Genomic DNA, 14,459 nt, shown 5'->3' with positions numbered 1-14,459 from the left:
ACTACCTCCAGTTGTCAGAGACCGCCGATGCCCTTGCCGATGAGAACAACACCGATAACCAGGATCAACACACTCATCACCGTGGCGTTGTTTTCCTGCAACCACACCTTCAGCTTGGCCAGCGGACCACGCAGTCGCTCCGCGGCAACGAGGTAGCCGATCACGGGCACGCACACTGTGCAGGCCGCGATGATCGTGAAAACCAGAATGGCGACAACAACTTCTCCGGAGCCCAATGACGCGGATCCGATCGAGATTCCGGCCGCGATACACATCATCAGATTCTTCGGATTGATCGCAGCCAGAGCGAAGCCCAAGCCGAGGCCTTTGACAGCGGTCATGTCATCGATGGCGTGCATCCACTTCGGGGTTTCGTGCTCGCCTCCGCGTCCGCGCCATTGCTTGACTCCGAACGCAAGAAGCAATACACCCAACGCCAGCTTGATCCACGACACTGTCGCTGACGGATCACCTTCGGAGTCACCGAGCTTGCTGGACAGAAGCACGAAGATCACGGTGGCGACGACGATTCCCAGTATCCAGCCCAGCGCGAACCCGACGCTCGTGCTGCCGGCACGCTTGGACAACAACATCAAGATTGCCGCGATGATCGGGATCGGCGATACCGCAATGCCGACCGCGAGGGGTAACAGATCCCCGATGACAGATCCCATGCCGACCTCTTCTCTCTCCCGGTCGACACTAGGGGTGGCGACTCTGCGGAGCCTCACACAAAAGGGATGAACGGACCCGCGACGACATTCACCCGTAGGGGATGACGCCCCGAGCGCGTACGCGAGTAAGACTGGATCCCACGGATGCGGAGTCCTGGATCGGGCAGCGACGCCGATTGCACTTGACGACATGCGATTTCGAGGCTCGGAGCGCTGCCTTCTCGAACCTCATGGCCCTACGAAATGGAGCGGATACTGATGAATGCTCCCACTCGGTATCAATTCCTCATCGACGGCGAAGTGTCGGACCGCGTCAAGGCCGCATTTCCTGAACTCAGTGTCGCCAGTGCCGCCGGCGGGTTCACCAGTTTGTACGGACCCGTCGCGGACCACACGGCTATGCGGAGCATCATGGCCCGTCTCGATTCCCTCGGCCTGACCGTCGCCGAAATGCGTCGACTCCCAGACTGATCCGAGCCACACCCTGTCGAAATGTCCCACGCACGAGCGATGGTCCCGACCGAGTCGACTCGGTCGGGACCAACTGCTCTCGGGTTGTTCGGTGCCTAGACTCTGTCCCTGTCCCAGGTCGCGACCGCCCAGATCACAACGACATCGAGCGCGATGACCAGGATCGACCACAGTGGGTAATACGGCATCCACAAGAAGTTGGCGATGATCGAGAGCGACGCAATGACGATTGCCGCCGCCCTGGCCCACACTGCACCGGTGAAGAGGCCGAGGGCCACCACGATCCCGATGATGCCCAAGATGATGTGGATCCAACCCCACGTCGTGATGTCGAACTTGTACGTGTAGTTGATACCCACGACAAACAGATTGTTGTCGGCAACGGCCGCGATGCCCTGAAGCAGAGCGACAATGCCTGCGGTGAGCAGCAGGATTGCTGCTGCAAACGTCGTACCTACCGCGAAACCCTGCCGGACAGGGTGATTCGCGGGTTCCCGCGGTGGAGCAGTCATCAGCGTTCCTTTCGACAGAATGCACTTCCCTTACTCAGTCTCGAGGGGCTGGAAGGCGAAAACATCACCCGTCGCGGATGAACCGCAGGTCACCGACCCGTACCCGTTTGCCGGGATCGCAAACCAATGTTGGCAGACTGGCACTGTGCAACACACCGTAGTCGTGATCACCGATATCTATGCTCCACCGGCGGTGATCTTCGATCTCGAACTCGACATGGACGAACACTCGGCCTCGCTCCGCGCAACAGATGAGGTGGCAGTCACGAGTACGGGTAGATCGACGCTGGGAGAGGGCGACGAGGTGTCGTTCACTGCTCGGCATCTCGGGTGGAGATTCTCGATGACAAGCCGGATCACGCAGTACAACCGTCCGTACTCGTTCACAGACGAGCAGGTCCGCGGCCCGTTTGCCGCAATGCGGCACGAGCACGTCTTCGACGTTCAGCCGGGTGGGTGGACGCGGATGCATGACCGCTTCACGGTTACGGCCCCCTTCGGAGTGCTCGGACACCTGGCACTGAGGTTGGCTGTCGGCCCGTATCTGCGGCGCCTTCTCGAGCAACGCGCCGCGCACATCAAGGGCCGCGCAGAAGTCGGCACGCCTTTCATCGAGTGAACACCCGCTCTGACGCACCGCAGCGAGTGCTCACTCGACAAAACCTGTGTTCACTCAGCAGCAGTCGCACTCGTCACCGCTCTCGGGCACAGCCACAACCGGGCAGCACGGATCACCCTTCCACGCGTTGATGCCTTCTTTCACCGCGATGACGGCGATGACCAGTGCCGCAATCGGATCCGCCCACGACCAGCCGAGCAGCGAGTTGAGCAGCAAACCGACCAACAAGACAGCAGAGAGGTAAGTGCAGAGCAGCGTCTGCTTCGAATCCGCGACCGCCAGCGAACCCAACTCCCGACCGGCTCGGCGTTGCGCATAGGACAGGGCCGGCATGATCGCCAAACTCACCGCAGCCAAGAGTATTCCGACGCTCGTGTGCTGAGCTTCCCCCAGACCGAACAGCGACCGAATCGCGTCGAACGAGACGTACGCAGCGAGCCCGAAGAACGAGAATGCGATCACTCGCAGTGCCGTCTTCTCACGGCTCGTCGGATCCGGCGCCGAGAACTGCCAGGCAACAGCTGCCGCCGAGGACACTTCGATCACCGAATCGAGGCCGAAACCGAACAGTGCTGCGGACGACACCCGTGTGCCCTCCGCCAGCGCGATGATCGCTTCGACGACGTTGTAGCTGATCGTGATCGCCACGAAGATGCGAATTCTTCTCGACAAGAGCGCACGCCGGTCAGTCGAGAGCCCGACACCGTCAACGGGCGCAACCATCAGCAGCACCCCTCTGATTCGCTGTCCGGGCAGTACGACGGATCCACCGCGAGTACGACCCCGAGCAGGTCGTCGAGAGCCTGACCGATATGTGCGTCGGCGAGTTCGTATCTTGTCCGGCGCCCTTCCGGGACGGCCACCACCAAGCCGCAACCGCGCAGGCACGCCAGATGGTTGGACAGCTTCTGCCTGGTCACAGCCAGTGTTTCAGCGAGGTCGGACGGATACCGCGGGGCGGTCTTCAGTTCGAGCAGTATCCGTGTCCGAGTCTCGTCGGACAGTGCATGCCCGAACCTCGCAAGCACCGCCACGTTGGTCACCACATCTACGCCCTCGATATCCATACGTGCAACAGTACATCGAAAACTGGATTCAGAAAACGATGAACTCCGATGGTTCAAGATCCCACCATCGGGTAACGCAAGCGTGAAGCCACCCAACCAAGCGAACACCGGGAGCCCACATCCGATGAACCGTACAAAAGTCGACGACCACGTAGCGATGGCCGAACTACCAACAACCGGAAGCATCTTCCAGGCCTCGTGGCCGGTGCGTACGGGTGACATCCACACCGACAAACAACTGCGCCTCGACGCGATCGCGCGCTACCTCCAAGACGCGGGCTTCGACAATCTCGTCGACCGCGGCGCCATGGATACACACCCGCTGTGGATGGTACGAAGAACGGTGATCGATATACTCGAACCGGTCGTCTGGCCGGATCGAGTTCATCTGCAGCGCTGGTGTTCAGGCCTGTCGAACAAGTGGTGTTCGATGCGAGTTCGCATCAGATCCGATGGCGGCGGGTTGATCGAAACCGAGGCGTTCTGGATCAACATCGACCCGAAGACGGGAATGCCGGCATCCATCAGTGAGAAGTTCACCGCTGCCCTGGCATCGACGGCTGTGGACCAGCATCTTCACTGGCGTCGGTGGATCGACCCGACCCCGGACACGACGCCGTCAGCGGATACGCCGTTCCCGTTGCGCTCGAGCGATTTCGACCCCTTCGATCACGTGAACAACGCAATCTACTGGCAGCCCGTGGAAGATGCGCTGCCCGACAGATTACGAAGCGGGCCCTTTCGCGCGATCCTCGAGTACACCCAGCCCATCAAGAGAGGTGAGCAGGTGAGCGTGCGAACCGGCACGAACACGCTGCACATCGACGCAGGCGACGAGGCACGTGCGTCGGCGCGGTGGTTCGCCTTGTCTCCGAAGTGCAACGATCAGGGGTGAAGTTTTCCGAATCCCACGACGGCAGAGTCGGATTGCCAGTCCAGATCATGAACCCGCACCTTGCCGAACTCGTTGCCGCCAACCGTGATCGCAGAGTTGCCGTCCACTGCCACAACGATGTTGGTGTGCTGACCGACCCATCTCGAACTGTCGTAGATCACCACATCACCCACGTTCGGGGTGTACCCGCTGCCGTTCTCGGCGTACGCGCCGATCCCTTGGTAATACTCCTGCAAGGTGTACACCCCCGGGATGCGCCAACTTCCGGAGTTCGGGTTGGACAACGGTCGACCCGCTTCCCTCATGATCCAGCTGACAAAGTCGGCGCACCACTCTTCGTCGATGCCGTCGGAATAGAAGGTGCCCGGACGGTCCTGCTCATGCTCGGATTGCAGTAGCTCGAGCACCCGACCTTGATCAGACGTGAGCGCACTCGCGTCCACCGCCGGGAACTCAGCCGTGTCCCAGGGCAGGTACCGCGATGGTGCGATCGCGACCACCACCACCCCAACCACGATCACGACGCCGAGCACCCCGGCAATCCAGAGCACGATGCGGCGTCGGCGGTTCGATTCGGCAGGACTCACCCTTACGAGTGTGCCAGCCTGCCGCGGACCGAATCGCCAACCACCCCGATGACCTGGCAATTCTCACCAAATTCACACGAATGTGCCACCAAACTATTGCGGTGGCACCAAAGTGGTGCCATAGTGATGCCATGGACTTGACGCCGTACGTAGACAACCTTCGCCACGAACTCGCGGTGGCGGCCGAAGCAGGCGGAGAAGACGCAAAGGCACTCGCCGATCGTTTGACCGCACCGCTGGAATCAGCAGTGCGACTCACCCTTCTCGACGCATTGTCTGCGGCAGCCGCCGAGATCACGCGTGACCTCGCCCCGGGTTCGGTGGACCTGCGTCTGCGGGGACGCGAACCCGAATTCGTGGTGGCACCAGCCATCAGTGAACCGGTTCCAGCCCCCGTCGAAGAGGACCCGACTCCTGCACCGCGCCCCGTCACGGAGTCCGACGACGCCTCGATGACTCGAATCAACTTGCGGCTGGGGCAAGACCTCAAAGACCGGATCGAGGCGGCGGCCCGGGAAGCCGGTATCTCCGTCAACGCGTGGCTGGTTCGCTCGGCTGCAACGGCTCTGGAAGGCGGCGCGAACAGAAGCACTCCGAGACAGCGCACGTCCCAAGGTTCCGAAAGCTTCAGCGGCTGGGTGCACTGACACCGGCTTCATCTTTCGCACCACCCTCTTTCATCAACCGAGACAACCTCATCGGGAGTATCACCATGCCTACATTCAGCACACCTGACCCCATCACCTTGAACTTCGACGTGGCAGTCGCACACATCCGGATCACGGCGAGCAGCCGCAACGACACTGTCGTGGAAGTGTTGCCCAGCAACTCGTCTCGCGAGGTCGACGTTCGAGTCGCCGAACAAACACGCGTCGAATTCGCAGGTGGCCGGCTGCAGATCAAGACTCCGAAACAGCGCGGCCTCGGCATCTTCGGGAAGACAGGATCTGTGGACATCTCCGTTCAGCTTCCCTCCGGCTCGGAACTCGAAGGCACTGCCGCAGTTGCCAACCTCCGTAGCGAAGGCACTCTCGGACGATCACGGGTGAAGGTTTCCGCGGGCGATTGCACACTGGAAACCACCGGGCCGCTCAACGTCAGCACCGGGGCCGGCGCGATCATCGTCGAGCACGTGGCCGGTGACATCGACACGAGCACCGGGTCCGGAAGCATCCGCATCGGCCGCGTCGACGGCAACGCGGAGGTCAAGAACTCCAACGGCGACATCAACATCGGCACGATCACCGGCGCACTGAAGGCGAAGACCGCCAACGGCAGTGTCGCCGTCGAGCACGCCGAATCCGACGCGAGCGCCGCAACCGCCAACGGCGACATCCGCTTCGAGGCCATCGAGAGTGGAGTCGTATCCGCAAAGACGGCCGCCGGACGAATCCATATCGGTGTTCGATCCGGAACCGCCGCACGATTCGACGCCCATACGTCCTTCGGCCGCGTCGACAACCAGATGAATGCCACGCACGGTCCGGCTTCCACTGAACGCCGGGTAGACGTCCGGGCACACACCAGCTACGGCGACATCGTCATTCGACGTTCGGAGCCCCGAGAAGAATCCAACAAGAAGATCTAGCGAAAGGAACGCTGATGTCCCGTAAACCAGCCATCACCGCGACGGGCCTGAAGAAGGCCTACGACGACAAGACGGTACTGGACGGAATCGACATCTCCGTCGACCGCGGAACCGTCTTTGCACTCCTCGGCCCCAACGGCGCCGGCAAGACCACCATCGTGGAAATCCTCTCGACCCTCGTTCCCGCAGACGGCGGCGACATCCGCATCGCCGGGTACAACCCTTCCGACGATCCTGACGCGGTGCGTTCGCGTATCGGTGTCACCGGACAGTTCTCGGCGGTAGACGACTACCTGTCCGGCGAGGAAAACCTTCTCCTCATGGCCGATCTTCACCACCTCGGCAAGGACGAACGCCGCACTCGCACTGACGAACTCCTGGAGAAGTTCGATCTGATCGACTCCGCGGACAAGCTGGCATCGACCTACTCGGGCGGCATGCGTCGACGGCTCGACCTGGCAATGACGTTGATCGGGCGGCCGGAGATCATCTTCCTGGACGAACCCACCACCGGTCTCGACCCCCGGAGTCGACGCACCATGTGGCAGATCATCCGGGAGTTGGTCGAGGGCGGTGTCACCATCTTCCTCACGACCCAGTACCTCGAGGAAGCTGATCAACTGGCCGACCACATCGCCGTCCTCGATCAGGGACGGATCGTCGCCCAAGGTACGGCAGCGGAACTCAAACGGCACATCCCCGGCGGCCACATTCGTCTTCACTTCTTCGACCGAGATCAGCTCGATTCTGCTGCAGCTGTTTTCGACGAATCATCACGTGACGATGCCGCCTATGTCCTCCAGGTCCCCAGCGACGGGGGTGTCCGCTCGCTGCGCTCTCTTCTCGACCAACTCGACGCTCACTCGATCGACGTCAAGGAACTCTCCGTGCACACACCCGACCTGGACGACGTGTTCCTGACTCTGACCGCCACCGAAAGGACCGACGCGCGATGACCACCATGACGCTTGCCTATCAGGACTCGAAAACCATGCTGCGTCGCAGCATTCGACACATCCTTCGATATCCGTCGATGACGGTGATGCTCGTCGGAATGCCAGTCGTTTTCCTCCTGCTGTTCGTCTACGTGCTCGGCGGAACGCTCGGGAACGGCCTCGGCCCCGGCGGTGGCGGCCGAGCCGAGTATGTCAATTACGTTGCACCGGCGATTATTCTGATGACCGTGGCATCAGCGGCACAAGGTACTGCCATCTCCGTCGCAACCGATATGACCGCCGGGATCATTGCACGATTCCGAACGATGGCGATCACGCGCACGTCCGTCCTGACCGGTCACGTTCTCGGCAGCCTCCTTCAGACGATCGTGAGCCTCGTTGTCGTCATCGCCGTAGCGATAGCCGTCGGCTTCCGGCCCACTGCAGGCTTCGTGGAGTGGGCCGCGACGTTTGCACTCCTCGTCCTGGTCTCCATCGCCATGATCTGGTTGTCGGTCGCCTTCGGCCTCGTCAGCAAGAGTGTCGAGACGGCCAGCAACCTTCCAATGGTGTTGATCCTCTTGCCGTTCCTGGGAAGCGGCTTTGTCCCCACCGACTCGATGCCGACCGTGTTGCGATGGTTTGCCGAGTATCAGCCGTTCACTCCGATCATCGAGACTCTTCGAGGACTTCTTCTCGGCGAAGCTATCGGGAACAACGCGATACTCGCGATCGGATGGTGCGTCGCAATCACCTTCCTCTCCTACCTCTGGGCGCGGAGTTTGTTCAACCGACGCCCGGTGCGCTGACCTCGAAACACACGATCTTCGAGAACAGGTACGGTGTCGCTGTCGTCGAGTTCCGAGGCGATGGCGACGTCGTGTGGAAACCCCATGACGATCAACTCGCGCCCTGAGGCGCAGTCCCGTAACCGTTCCTCGTACGAATCCGACACCGCCGCCCACGCATCCGCCGCCATCCGAGCCTCGGGCGATACGTGGCCGTCCCAACCAGCAGCGGTCAGCGCCGTGACAACCGCACCGGCACCCCACAGATCCTCCACCGCCGGGCGCAACTCTCCACCGGGCCACTTCTCCCCGGATGCGACTATCGCAACCCGCGATCCCGGACCATGTTCGTGCACAATCCAATCCGCGACGGCATAAGCGTTCCTCAAGGAAGCGCCGACACACACCGCAACCTCGGACGCCAACGCAAACGCGATAGTCGACCCGTTCGGAGACGGCAGCACCAGCCGACTTGGCGCCTCGGTCTCGCGAATCGTCTTGGGAGACAGACTGATCTGACCCCTCTCTGGCCACACTTCGCCGTACAGCCAGAACCGCATCGGCATCACGCGCGTAGTCGACCGCACTCTCGTCATTCCAGGAAAAGGGAAGTACGTCGATTCCCGCGTCGGCGGCAACGCTCAGCGTCGTCGTGAACGAGAGAACGTCTACCACCACTGCCACATCGACGCCGGCAGCAATCGCTTCGGCGCCGCGCAACCCCCAGTCGAATCGAAGTCCGTAATCGAGTTGACGATGCTCCGGATTCATCGCACCAGCATCTCAGAAACGAATCAGCTTGTCCGGCACGCGCAAGTCATCGTGCTCGTACAGTGCTCGCACGGCAACGGGATCGTCGGCGGCGCACACCGCGGCGACATCGTCCAACAGTAGGTCGTAGTCGGCGCCTGTCTTTCCGTCGTAGGCGTCCGTCATACGACCCCACTCGTCCCACGGCAGAGTTTCGACCTTGTTCATCGCGGCAAGATCCTTCACTGCGTTGCCGCGGATCTCGGCAGGCCCCCAGTTCTCGGTGCCGTACACCCCGAACTGGGACCCGTCGATCACGCCGCGTCGATACGCCAGCCACGCCTCACCACCACTGAGGAATTCTCCCGGCTGCAGGTTATGGGCGTGAGGAAGGACGTTCTGTCCGAGGATCTCCGAATCGATGCGGATCCACCGCTTGCCGGCGTCGTCCCAGTACTCGGTGATCCAGTGGTCCACGCCCTGTCCCGGTTGAAAGTAGGTGGCAAAACCACAGCGGACGCGAGCGGCAATTCCGCGATAGCGCAGAAACGCACAACTCAAAACAGCAAAGTGCCGACAGGTTCCGACGAGCCGCTTGTCGGGTTCTCGGGCGGAGGTCACCGGTGCCGGATCGAGCGCAAGCAGGCGTTGAAGCAGAACGCTTGCCGGCCGGATCTGGTTTTCGTCGAATCGGTCGGTGGGCAGATTCAGCGACCGTGCATCGGTGGGTTGGACCACCAGGTACGGCACTACCCGGCATATTTGCATGGGGTCGGTGGGGAGCGACTCGAGGGCGAGCATGTCCACCCCGTCGATGCGGGTGAACGGTCCTGCTGATGTGTAGTCGAGAACCGCCGTCATGGGCGGACACTAACAAACACTGCCGACACAGCAACTCCACTATGGTTAGGGTCCCATAACCATGAAACCCGAGGTTGCCGTGAACCCTATGTTGAGCCGCCGTGCCATGCTGTCCGTCACCTTCGCAACAGCAGCCGGTTTCGCCCTTGCTGCCTGCGGCGACAGTGCGAAAGACGAATCCACTCCCGGCACCGAAGGTGCTCACGCCGAGGTCAACGCCTTCCCGGTGACGATCGACCACAAGTTCGGCTCCACCACCATCGAGCAGGCACCCAGCCGCATCGCAGCGGTCGGTATCGGCGACGCGGACGTTTTGCTTTCCCTCGGGCTGACGCCCGTCCTGGTCCCGGTGTGGAAGGGATCGACCGACGACGGAATCGGCGTCTGGGCCGACTCCGCAGTCCAGGGCGCCGAGCCGACGCCATTGGCCAACGCCACCACCGATTTCGACATCGAAACGATCGTGGCTGCAGCGCCTGACCTGATCATCGCCGTCAACAACGCGATCGACGAGGATCTGTACAAGCAGCTCAGCGCCATCGCGCCGACGGTGCTGCACGCCGCCGATCAGACGGATTGGGTTCTGCCCTGGCAGGAAGTCACGACCCGCATCGGTACGGCTGTGGGCGTTCCCGCGCAGGCAAAGAAGGAGGTCCAGGAAGTCGAAGACCTCATCGTTCGCACCCGCGCGGAGAACCCCCAGTTCGAAGGCAAGACAGCAGCTCTCGTCATTCGCTGGAGCGACGGAAATCTGCGAGCGTTCAGCCCCGAGGCAGCGCGGGCTCAGCTGCTCACGCAATTGGGATTCACGGCGCCTGCCGCACTGAAGGATCGGTTCGCGGGCAAGCTGAACTACGAGATCTCCGCCGAGAACTACGACCTCCTCGAGTGCGACTACCTGCTCTTCGACAACTACGAGAAGGCTCGCGCCGAGATGGAGTCGCAGCCGGCGTTCACCAATCTGAACGTGGTCGAGACCGGAGGCCTGATCAGCTTGGACCCCATCGTCAGTGACGCGGTGTCCATGCCGAACCCACTCACCATTCCGTTTGTGCTGGAAGATTTCGTCGCAAAGATCAATCAGACGATCGCTGGTCGATAACTTTCGTTCGGCCTGACCACACCCACAACACCACAGCCGACACGGCCACGCAGAGCGCAACGATCACCCATGGTGACGCCGGCGCTGCGTGGCCGTTGTCGACGAGGTCGTACACGAATCCGACTCCCACGGTTCCCAGGAGCGCGAGCAGACCGCCGATCGTGTTGAGCATGCCGAAGTGCGCTCCGAGGTTGCTTTCACGACCGAGGATCGCGATGGTGTCTCGCATCGGCGGCACCATCAACATCTGTCCCAGGTGCAGCAGCCCGATCCACACCGCCAGACCGACTATCTGCGTCGACGCCGAAGCTGCGGAGTCGACGCCGGTGACCAGCGGAACCAGGAACGACACCGAAATGAGCACAAGCCCGAAGGTGATCGCGCGCCGATGCCCGATGCGGTGGGCAACCGCGACCGTCGGTCCCTGCCCGACGATCACCAACACCGCCGCGCCCACGTAGAACCATCCCAGCGCCGACTGCGAACCGATTCCGCGCTCGAGCTGTTCCGGAAGCATCAGGTACAGCTGGCTGTACGCAACCAGCTGAAAACTGCAGAGCGTCGCGAAGAGCAGAAAGTTGTTGTTGGTCAGGACACTTCGCCAGACGTCGCGCAGCGTATAGGTCGACACCGGGCCGTCGTGGGCATCGCCCGGTCGGGGGAACCAGATGAAGAAGCCGACCCACATGATCGCGAAGAGCAACGCGGCGCTCGACGCCGTCCACGAGAACGGAAACATCAACAGAGCAGCTCCCAGCGCCGGACCGATCACTGTTCCCAGGCGGCTGCACATCTGTTCCACTGCAAACAAATCGGTACGACGCATAACTCCGGCGGACTCGAGTTCGCGTCCGTACTCCGCGTTGGCCGACTCCACTGCGGGCGCGAAGAGCGCGGCAGCAAAGCCGACCAGGAGCACGCCGACGATCACGGCGCTCATGCTTTCTGCCAGACCGAGCATCAGAAAACCGACTACACGAACGGCTATGCCCAGCAGGATGATCGGACGCTTGCCGAACCTGTCGGCGAGGCTTCCACCGATGAAGAACATGCCCTGCTGACTGAACATCCGCAATCCGAGGACGAGGCCGACAATCCAGGCCGCAAATCCGAGGTCCTCCGAAAGGTGCACCGCCAGAAAGGGGACAACCAGATAGAACCCGATGTTGAACAGCACCATCGAGAGGAGGAGCAGCTTCACCACCGGCGGCAGGACACGAACCTTCGCGAAGGTCTTGTTACCGGGGAAACGCTCACTGAGTACCACGATCAGAAGACTATTGCCCGCACGGCGTTCTGTGGAAATCTGCCATTTTACAATTGGTTAACTGTCCGTTTAGGTAGCGATGGTAATCATCTTCCGGGGGTTCGAGCACACGACAACGAGAGCCGGGATTTGATGAATGGATTGACGCGCCGCCAGATGGTCAAGGCGATGGCGGTAGCCGCGGGCACAGTCACCGCGAGCGCATTTACATTGGGTGCCAATACCTCCGTCGCGGGGGCGAGCCCCGCGCAGGAGATCAAAGTGCTCTCCCTCAACACCTGGCACGGCGGAACCAAGATCAACGGTGGCCTGCAGCTGATCGCCGACATGATCATCTCGACACAGGCGTCGATAGTTCTCCTGTCGGAAGCCGGCACTGCGACAACTGCATTGGCCGACATGCTGACCAAATCAGGAACCACCTTCTACGGAGCAGCGTCCTCCGACGTGGGGATTCTCTCCAAGTTTCCGATCGAGGAAACAGCCGACCTGAACTCGATGGTCAAGGCAGTCGTGACGGTCGACGGCAAACAAATCGCTGCTTACTCGGCACATCTGGCCTACACGTCCTACGCGACGTATCTACCGCGCGGATACGGCGCGGGTGTTCCCAAGCCCGGAGAGTTCTCCGAGTTCGGCTGGAACAAGATGCCGTCCGGTCCGGTCACGGACCCCGAGACGGTTCAGCGCGTGAACATCAATTCGGGACGACCCAAGGCAATTTCGACGTTCGTCGACGATGCGGCAAAAGAACGGGCCAAGGGCAGATCCGTCATCCTCGGTGGCGATTTCAACGAACCGTCGGCCCTGGATTGGACCGACGGCACGCGAAATCTGTTCGACCACAACGGTGTAGTCGTTCCTTGGGAATCCACCCGCCTGCTCGACCAAGCCGGATTCGTCGACGCTTACCGCAGTAAGTACCCGAACCCGGCCACACACCCGGGCTTCACCTGGCCGTCCGACAATCCCGACGTCGACACCTCACAGCTCACCTGGGCACCCGAGGCAGACGAACGCGATCGGATCGACTACATCTTCGCCGATCGCGCTTCCGACCTGAAGTTGGGATCTGTCGGGATCATCGGCCCGCGAAAGACGATCGTGCACAACAAAAGAGTGGAGGAGAACTCCCAGGACAACTTCATCGCTTCACCGACGCCGTGGCCGACCGATCACAAGGCCGTTCTTGCGACGTATCGTTTTGCCAGCTTCGGCGGCGGATCATCTACCGGTTCGTGGAGCGGTTCCTGACAGGGCATCTCGTAGCCAGTCGATCATCATCGGCGTCAACTCGGGCAGCTTGGTCACTGCGCAGTGCCCCGCATCCGGGATGACGTGTACCTGCGTGTTCGGGCGCTCCTCGAAGAGAGTGGTGTCCGAGAGCGGAATGTGAACGTCGTCGGCCCCGTTGACCACAAGCATCGGGGTCCGGCCGTCGTCGGCGGTCATCAAGACACTGCGATCGAAAGCACGGAGACCCTGTACCAGCGCCTCTTTGGTTGCCGGGGCATCGAAACCCAGTGCGTTTCCGACGATGTCACCCATGCCGTAGACCAGGCGCTCCGCGTTCGCGGTCTCGAACGCGCCCTTGACCGGGGCGCCGATGTTGATCACCGCATCGACGGCGCCGGTCAACCCCGACCGCACGGCGAAGTTGCCACCGAAGGAGACTCCCAGGTGTGCCACCTGGCCATTGCCGAGGGCGCGAGCCGTCGCCACCAGTCCGTCGATCACCTCGTCACCGAAAGCGTCGAGAGGAACCGGTGATTCACCAGTTCCCGGCTGGTCGAAAGCGACAACAGTCACTCCGGCGTTCTTCGCGAACGCACTGACCAACGGATGCATGTCCATCTTCCAGCCGTCGACGCCGCCGCTGAGCAACAGGGCGGGTGCGTCTTCGTACCTTCCGTCCACGGAGAGAATGTGTACCGGTAGCTCGATCTCGCCGTTTCGGTAGGGCAGGGACAGGATTCGACGCTCGAACTCGAGCCCGAATCCCGGTGCTGCCTTGACGTATTCGTCCACCTGATTCTGCAGGGCCCGGCGCCGCGAATCGTTGGCCAGGACGGGGAACTTGGCGATTCCGTAGATCATCGCCGCGAGTGAATGATTGCCGGCCGCGGAGTACTTTGCTGCCAACGCCGACCACTCGTACGACCAACCACCCGGCGCGTCGGCCCAGGTCGAGTGGATGGACGCGCGCAGTTCCTCGAGATCCGAGACGGGGAGCCCGAAGCTCAGAAACTGTCCTGTGCGCTCTTCGAAGAGGCCTCGGTGATCGACAGGAAATTCGTATGACATGGGAAAACACCCCTCAATTCATCTCTAATGCAACGATCA

17 protein-coding genes and 1 pseudogene are annotated in these 14,459 nt (G+C 61.6%); 9 read left to right on the top strand and 9 right to left on the bottom strand.

The features are described 5' to 3' along the window. Nucleotides 1-14 precede the first annotated feature (14 nt). A complete protein-coding gene (locus ABIE52_RS24230) occupies nucleotides 15-674 on the bottom strand; it encodes a GAP family protein (protein ID WP_192712741.1) in 660 nt (219 codons plus the stop codon). 258 nt (nucleotides 675-932) lie between these two features. On the opposite strand from ABIE52_RS24230, the gene ABIE52_RS24225 reads away from it, so the two are divergent. Then, a complete protein-coding gene (locus ABIE52_RS24225; protein ID WP_003943015.1) occupies nucleotides 933-1,145 on the top strand; it encodes a DUF8691 family protein in 213 nt (70 codons plus the stop codon). Nucleotides 1,146-1,240: 95 nt separating this feature from the next. On the opposite strand, the gene ABIE52_RS24220 is transcribed toward ABIE52_RS24225, so the two are convergent. Continuing rightward, nucleotides 1,241-1,657, bottom strand: coding sequence for a DUF7144 family membrane protein (locus tag ABIE52_RS24220; RefSeq protein ID WP_003943077.1), 417 nt, complete (start codon nucleotides 1,655-1,657; stop codon nucleotides 1,241-1,243). A gap of 145 nt (nucleotides 1,658-1,802) precedes the next feature. On the opposite strand from ABIE52_RS24220, the gene ABIE52_RS24215 reads away from it, so the two are divergent. Then, a complete protein-coding gene (locus ABIE52_RS24215) occupies nucleotides 1,803-2,276 on the top strand; it encodes an SRPBCC family protein (protein ID WP_051649717.1) in 474 nt (157 codons plus the stop codon). A gap of 54 nt (nucleotides 2,277-2,330) precedes the next feature. Here ABIE52_RS24215 and ABIE52_RS24210 read toward each other — a convergent pair whose 3' ends face one another. After that, nucleotides 2,331-2,999, bottom strand: a complete 669-nt coding sequence (locus ABIE52_RS24210) for a cation efflux transmembrane domain-containing protein (RefSeq protein ID WP_233272373.1) — start codon at nucleotides 2,997-2,999, stop codon at nucleotides 2,331-2,333. Beyond that, nucleotides 2,999-3,343, bottom strand: coding sequence for an ArsR/SmtB family transcription factor (locus ABIE52_RS24205; protein WP_003943224.1), 345 nt, complete (start codon nucleotides 3,341-3,343; stop codon nucleotides 2,999-3,001). Before ABIE52_RS24205 ends, ABIE52_RS24210 begins: the two co-directional genes overlap by 1 nt. Before the next feature lie 124 nt (nucleotides 3,344-3,467). On the opposite strand from ABIE52_RS24205, the gene ABIE52_RS24200 reads away from it, so the two are divergent. Further along, complete coding sequence (locus tag ABIE52_RS24200; RefSeq protein WP_158170361.1) at nucleotides 3,468-4,238, top strand: acyl-[acyl-carrier-protein] thioesterase; 771 nt, start codon at nucleotides 3,468-3,470, stop codon at nucleotides 4,236-4,238. Here ABIE52_RS24200 and ABIE52_RS24195 read toward each other — a convergent pair. Then, nucleotides 4,229-4,825 carry a CHAP domain-containing protein gene (locus ABIE52_RS24195; protein WP_030536161.1) on the bottom strand — a complete coding sequence of 199 codons (597 nt, stop codon included), beginning with the start codon at nucleotides 4,823-4,825 and terminating at the stop codon, nucleotides 4,229-4,231. The two genes, ABIE52_RS24200 and ABIE52_RS24195, sit on opposite strands and share 10 nt — an antisense overlap. 131 nt (nucleotides 4,826-4,956) lie before the next feature. Between ABIE52_RS24195 and ABIE52_RS24190 the strand changes: the two genes are divergently transcribed. From ABIE52_RS24190 to ABIE52_RS24175, 4 genes are all read left to right on the top strand, one after another. Then, the gene (locus ABIE52_RS24190; RefSeq protein WP_007730367.1) at nucleotides 4,957-5,472 is read left to right on the top strand and encodes a toxin-antitoxin system HicB family antitoxin; all 516 of its coding nucleotides are present in this window, start codon (nucleotides 4,957-4,959) and stop codon (nucleotides 5,470-5,472) included. Nucleotides 5,473-5,537: 65 nt separating this feature from the next. Beyond that, on the top strand, nucleotides 5,538-6,413 hold the full coding sequence (locus ABIE52_RS24185) for a DUF4097 family beta strand repeat-containing protein (RefSeq protein WP_158170360.1): 876 nt from the start codon (nucleotides 5,538-5,540) through the stop codon (nucleotides 6,411-6,413). 14 nt (nucleotides 6,414-6,427) lie between these two features. After that, the gene (locus ABIE52_RS24180) at nucleotides 6,428-7,369 is read left to right on the top strand and encodes an ATP-binding cassette domain-containing protein (protein ID WP_054826940.1); all 942 of its coding nucleotides are present in this window, start codon (nucleotides 6,428-6,430) and stop codon (nucleotides 7,367-7,369) included. Continuing rightward, complete coding sequence (locus ABIE52_RS24175) at nucleotides 7,366-8,157, top strand: ABC transporter permease (protein WP_054780764.1); 792 nt, start codon at nucleotides 7,366-7,368, stop codon at nucleotides 8,155-8,157. The genes ABIE52_RS24180 and ABIE52_RS24175 overlap by 4 nt, the downstream gene beginning before the upstream one ends. On the opposite strand, the pseudogene ABIE52_RS24170 reads toward ABIE52_RS24175, so the two are convergent. Both ABIE52_RS24170 and ABIE52_RS24165 read right to left on the bottom strand, forming a co-directional pair. Beyond that, nucleotides 8,112-8,907 (bottom strand): annotated as a pseudogene (locus tag ABIE52_RS24170) (2-phosphosulfolactate phosphatase). The gene ABIE52_RS24175 and the pseudogene ABIE52_RS24170 sit on opposite strands and share 46 nt — an antisense overlap. 12 nt (nucleotides 8,908-8,919) lie before the next feature. Beyond that, nucleotides 8,920-9,747 carry a transglutaminase domain-containing protein gene (locus ABIE52_RS24165; RefSeq protein WP_030536164.1) on the bottom strand — a complete coding sequence of 276 codons (828 nt, stop codon included), beginning with the start codon at nucleotides 9,745-9,747 and terminating at the stop codon, nucleotides 8,920-8,922. A gap of 88 nt (nucleotides 9,748-9,835) precedes the next feature. Here ABIE52_RS24165 and ABIE52_RS24160 point away from each other — a divergent pair, with 88 nt between their 5' ends. Beyond that, complete coding sequence (locus ABIE52_RS24160; RefSeq protein WP_231917411.1) at nucleotides 9,836-10,849, top strand: ABC transporter substrate-binding protein; 1,014 nt, start codon at nucleotides 9,836-9,838, stop codon at nucleotides 10,847-10,849. On the opposite strand, the gene ABIE52_RS24155 is transcribed toward ABIE52_RS24160, so the two are convergent. Further along, entirely contained in the window at nucleotides 10,824-12,116 is a 1,293-nt protein-coding gene (locus ABIE52_RS24155; RefSeq protein WP_007730351.1) for an MFS transporter, read from the bottom strand. The genes ABIE52_RS24160 and ABIE52_RS24155 overlap by 26 nt on opposite strands. Before the next feature lie 132 nt (nucleotides 12,117-12,248). Here ABIE52_RS24155 and ABIE52_RS24150 point away from each other — a divergent pair, with 132 nt between their 5' ends. Next, entirely contained in the window at nucleotides 12,249-13,370 is a 1,122-nt protein-coding gene (locus ABIE52_RS24150; protein WP_192712740.1) for an endonuclease/exonuclease/phosphatase family protein, read from the top strand. Here ABIE52_RS24150 and ABIE52_RS24145 read toward each other — a convergent pair. Continuing rightward, nucleotides 13,341-14,420 (bottom strand): alpha/beta fold hydrolase, encoded by a 1,080-nt coding sequence (locus ABIE52_RS24145; RefSeq protein WP_064113605.1) that lies wholly within the window; start codon nucleotides 14,418-14,420, stop codon nucleotides 13,341-13,343. The two genes, ABIE52_RS24150 and ABIE52_RS24145, sit on opposite strands and share 30 nt — an antisense overlap. Between the last annotated feature and the right edge of the window lie 39 nt (nucleotides 14,421-14,459).

It is taken from the genome of Rhodococcus sp. OAS809 (assembly GCF_040546695.1).
GTDB classification, from domain to species: Bacteria; Actinomycetota; Actinomycetes; order Mycobacteriales; family Mycobacteriaceae; genus Rhodococcus_F; species Rhodococcus_F qingshengii.
The sequence above is the reverse complement of the archived record's forward strand: the minus strand, read 5'-3'. Positions and strand labels throughout refer to the sequence as shown.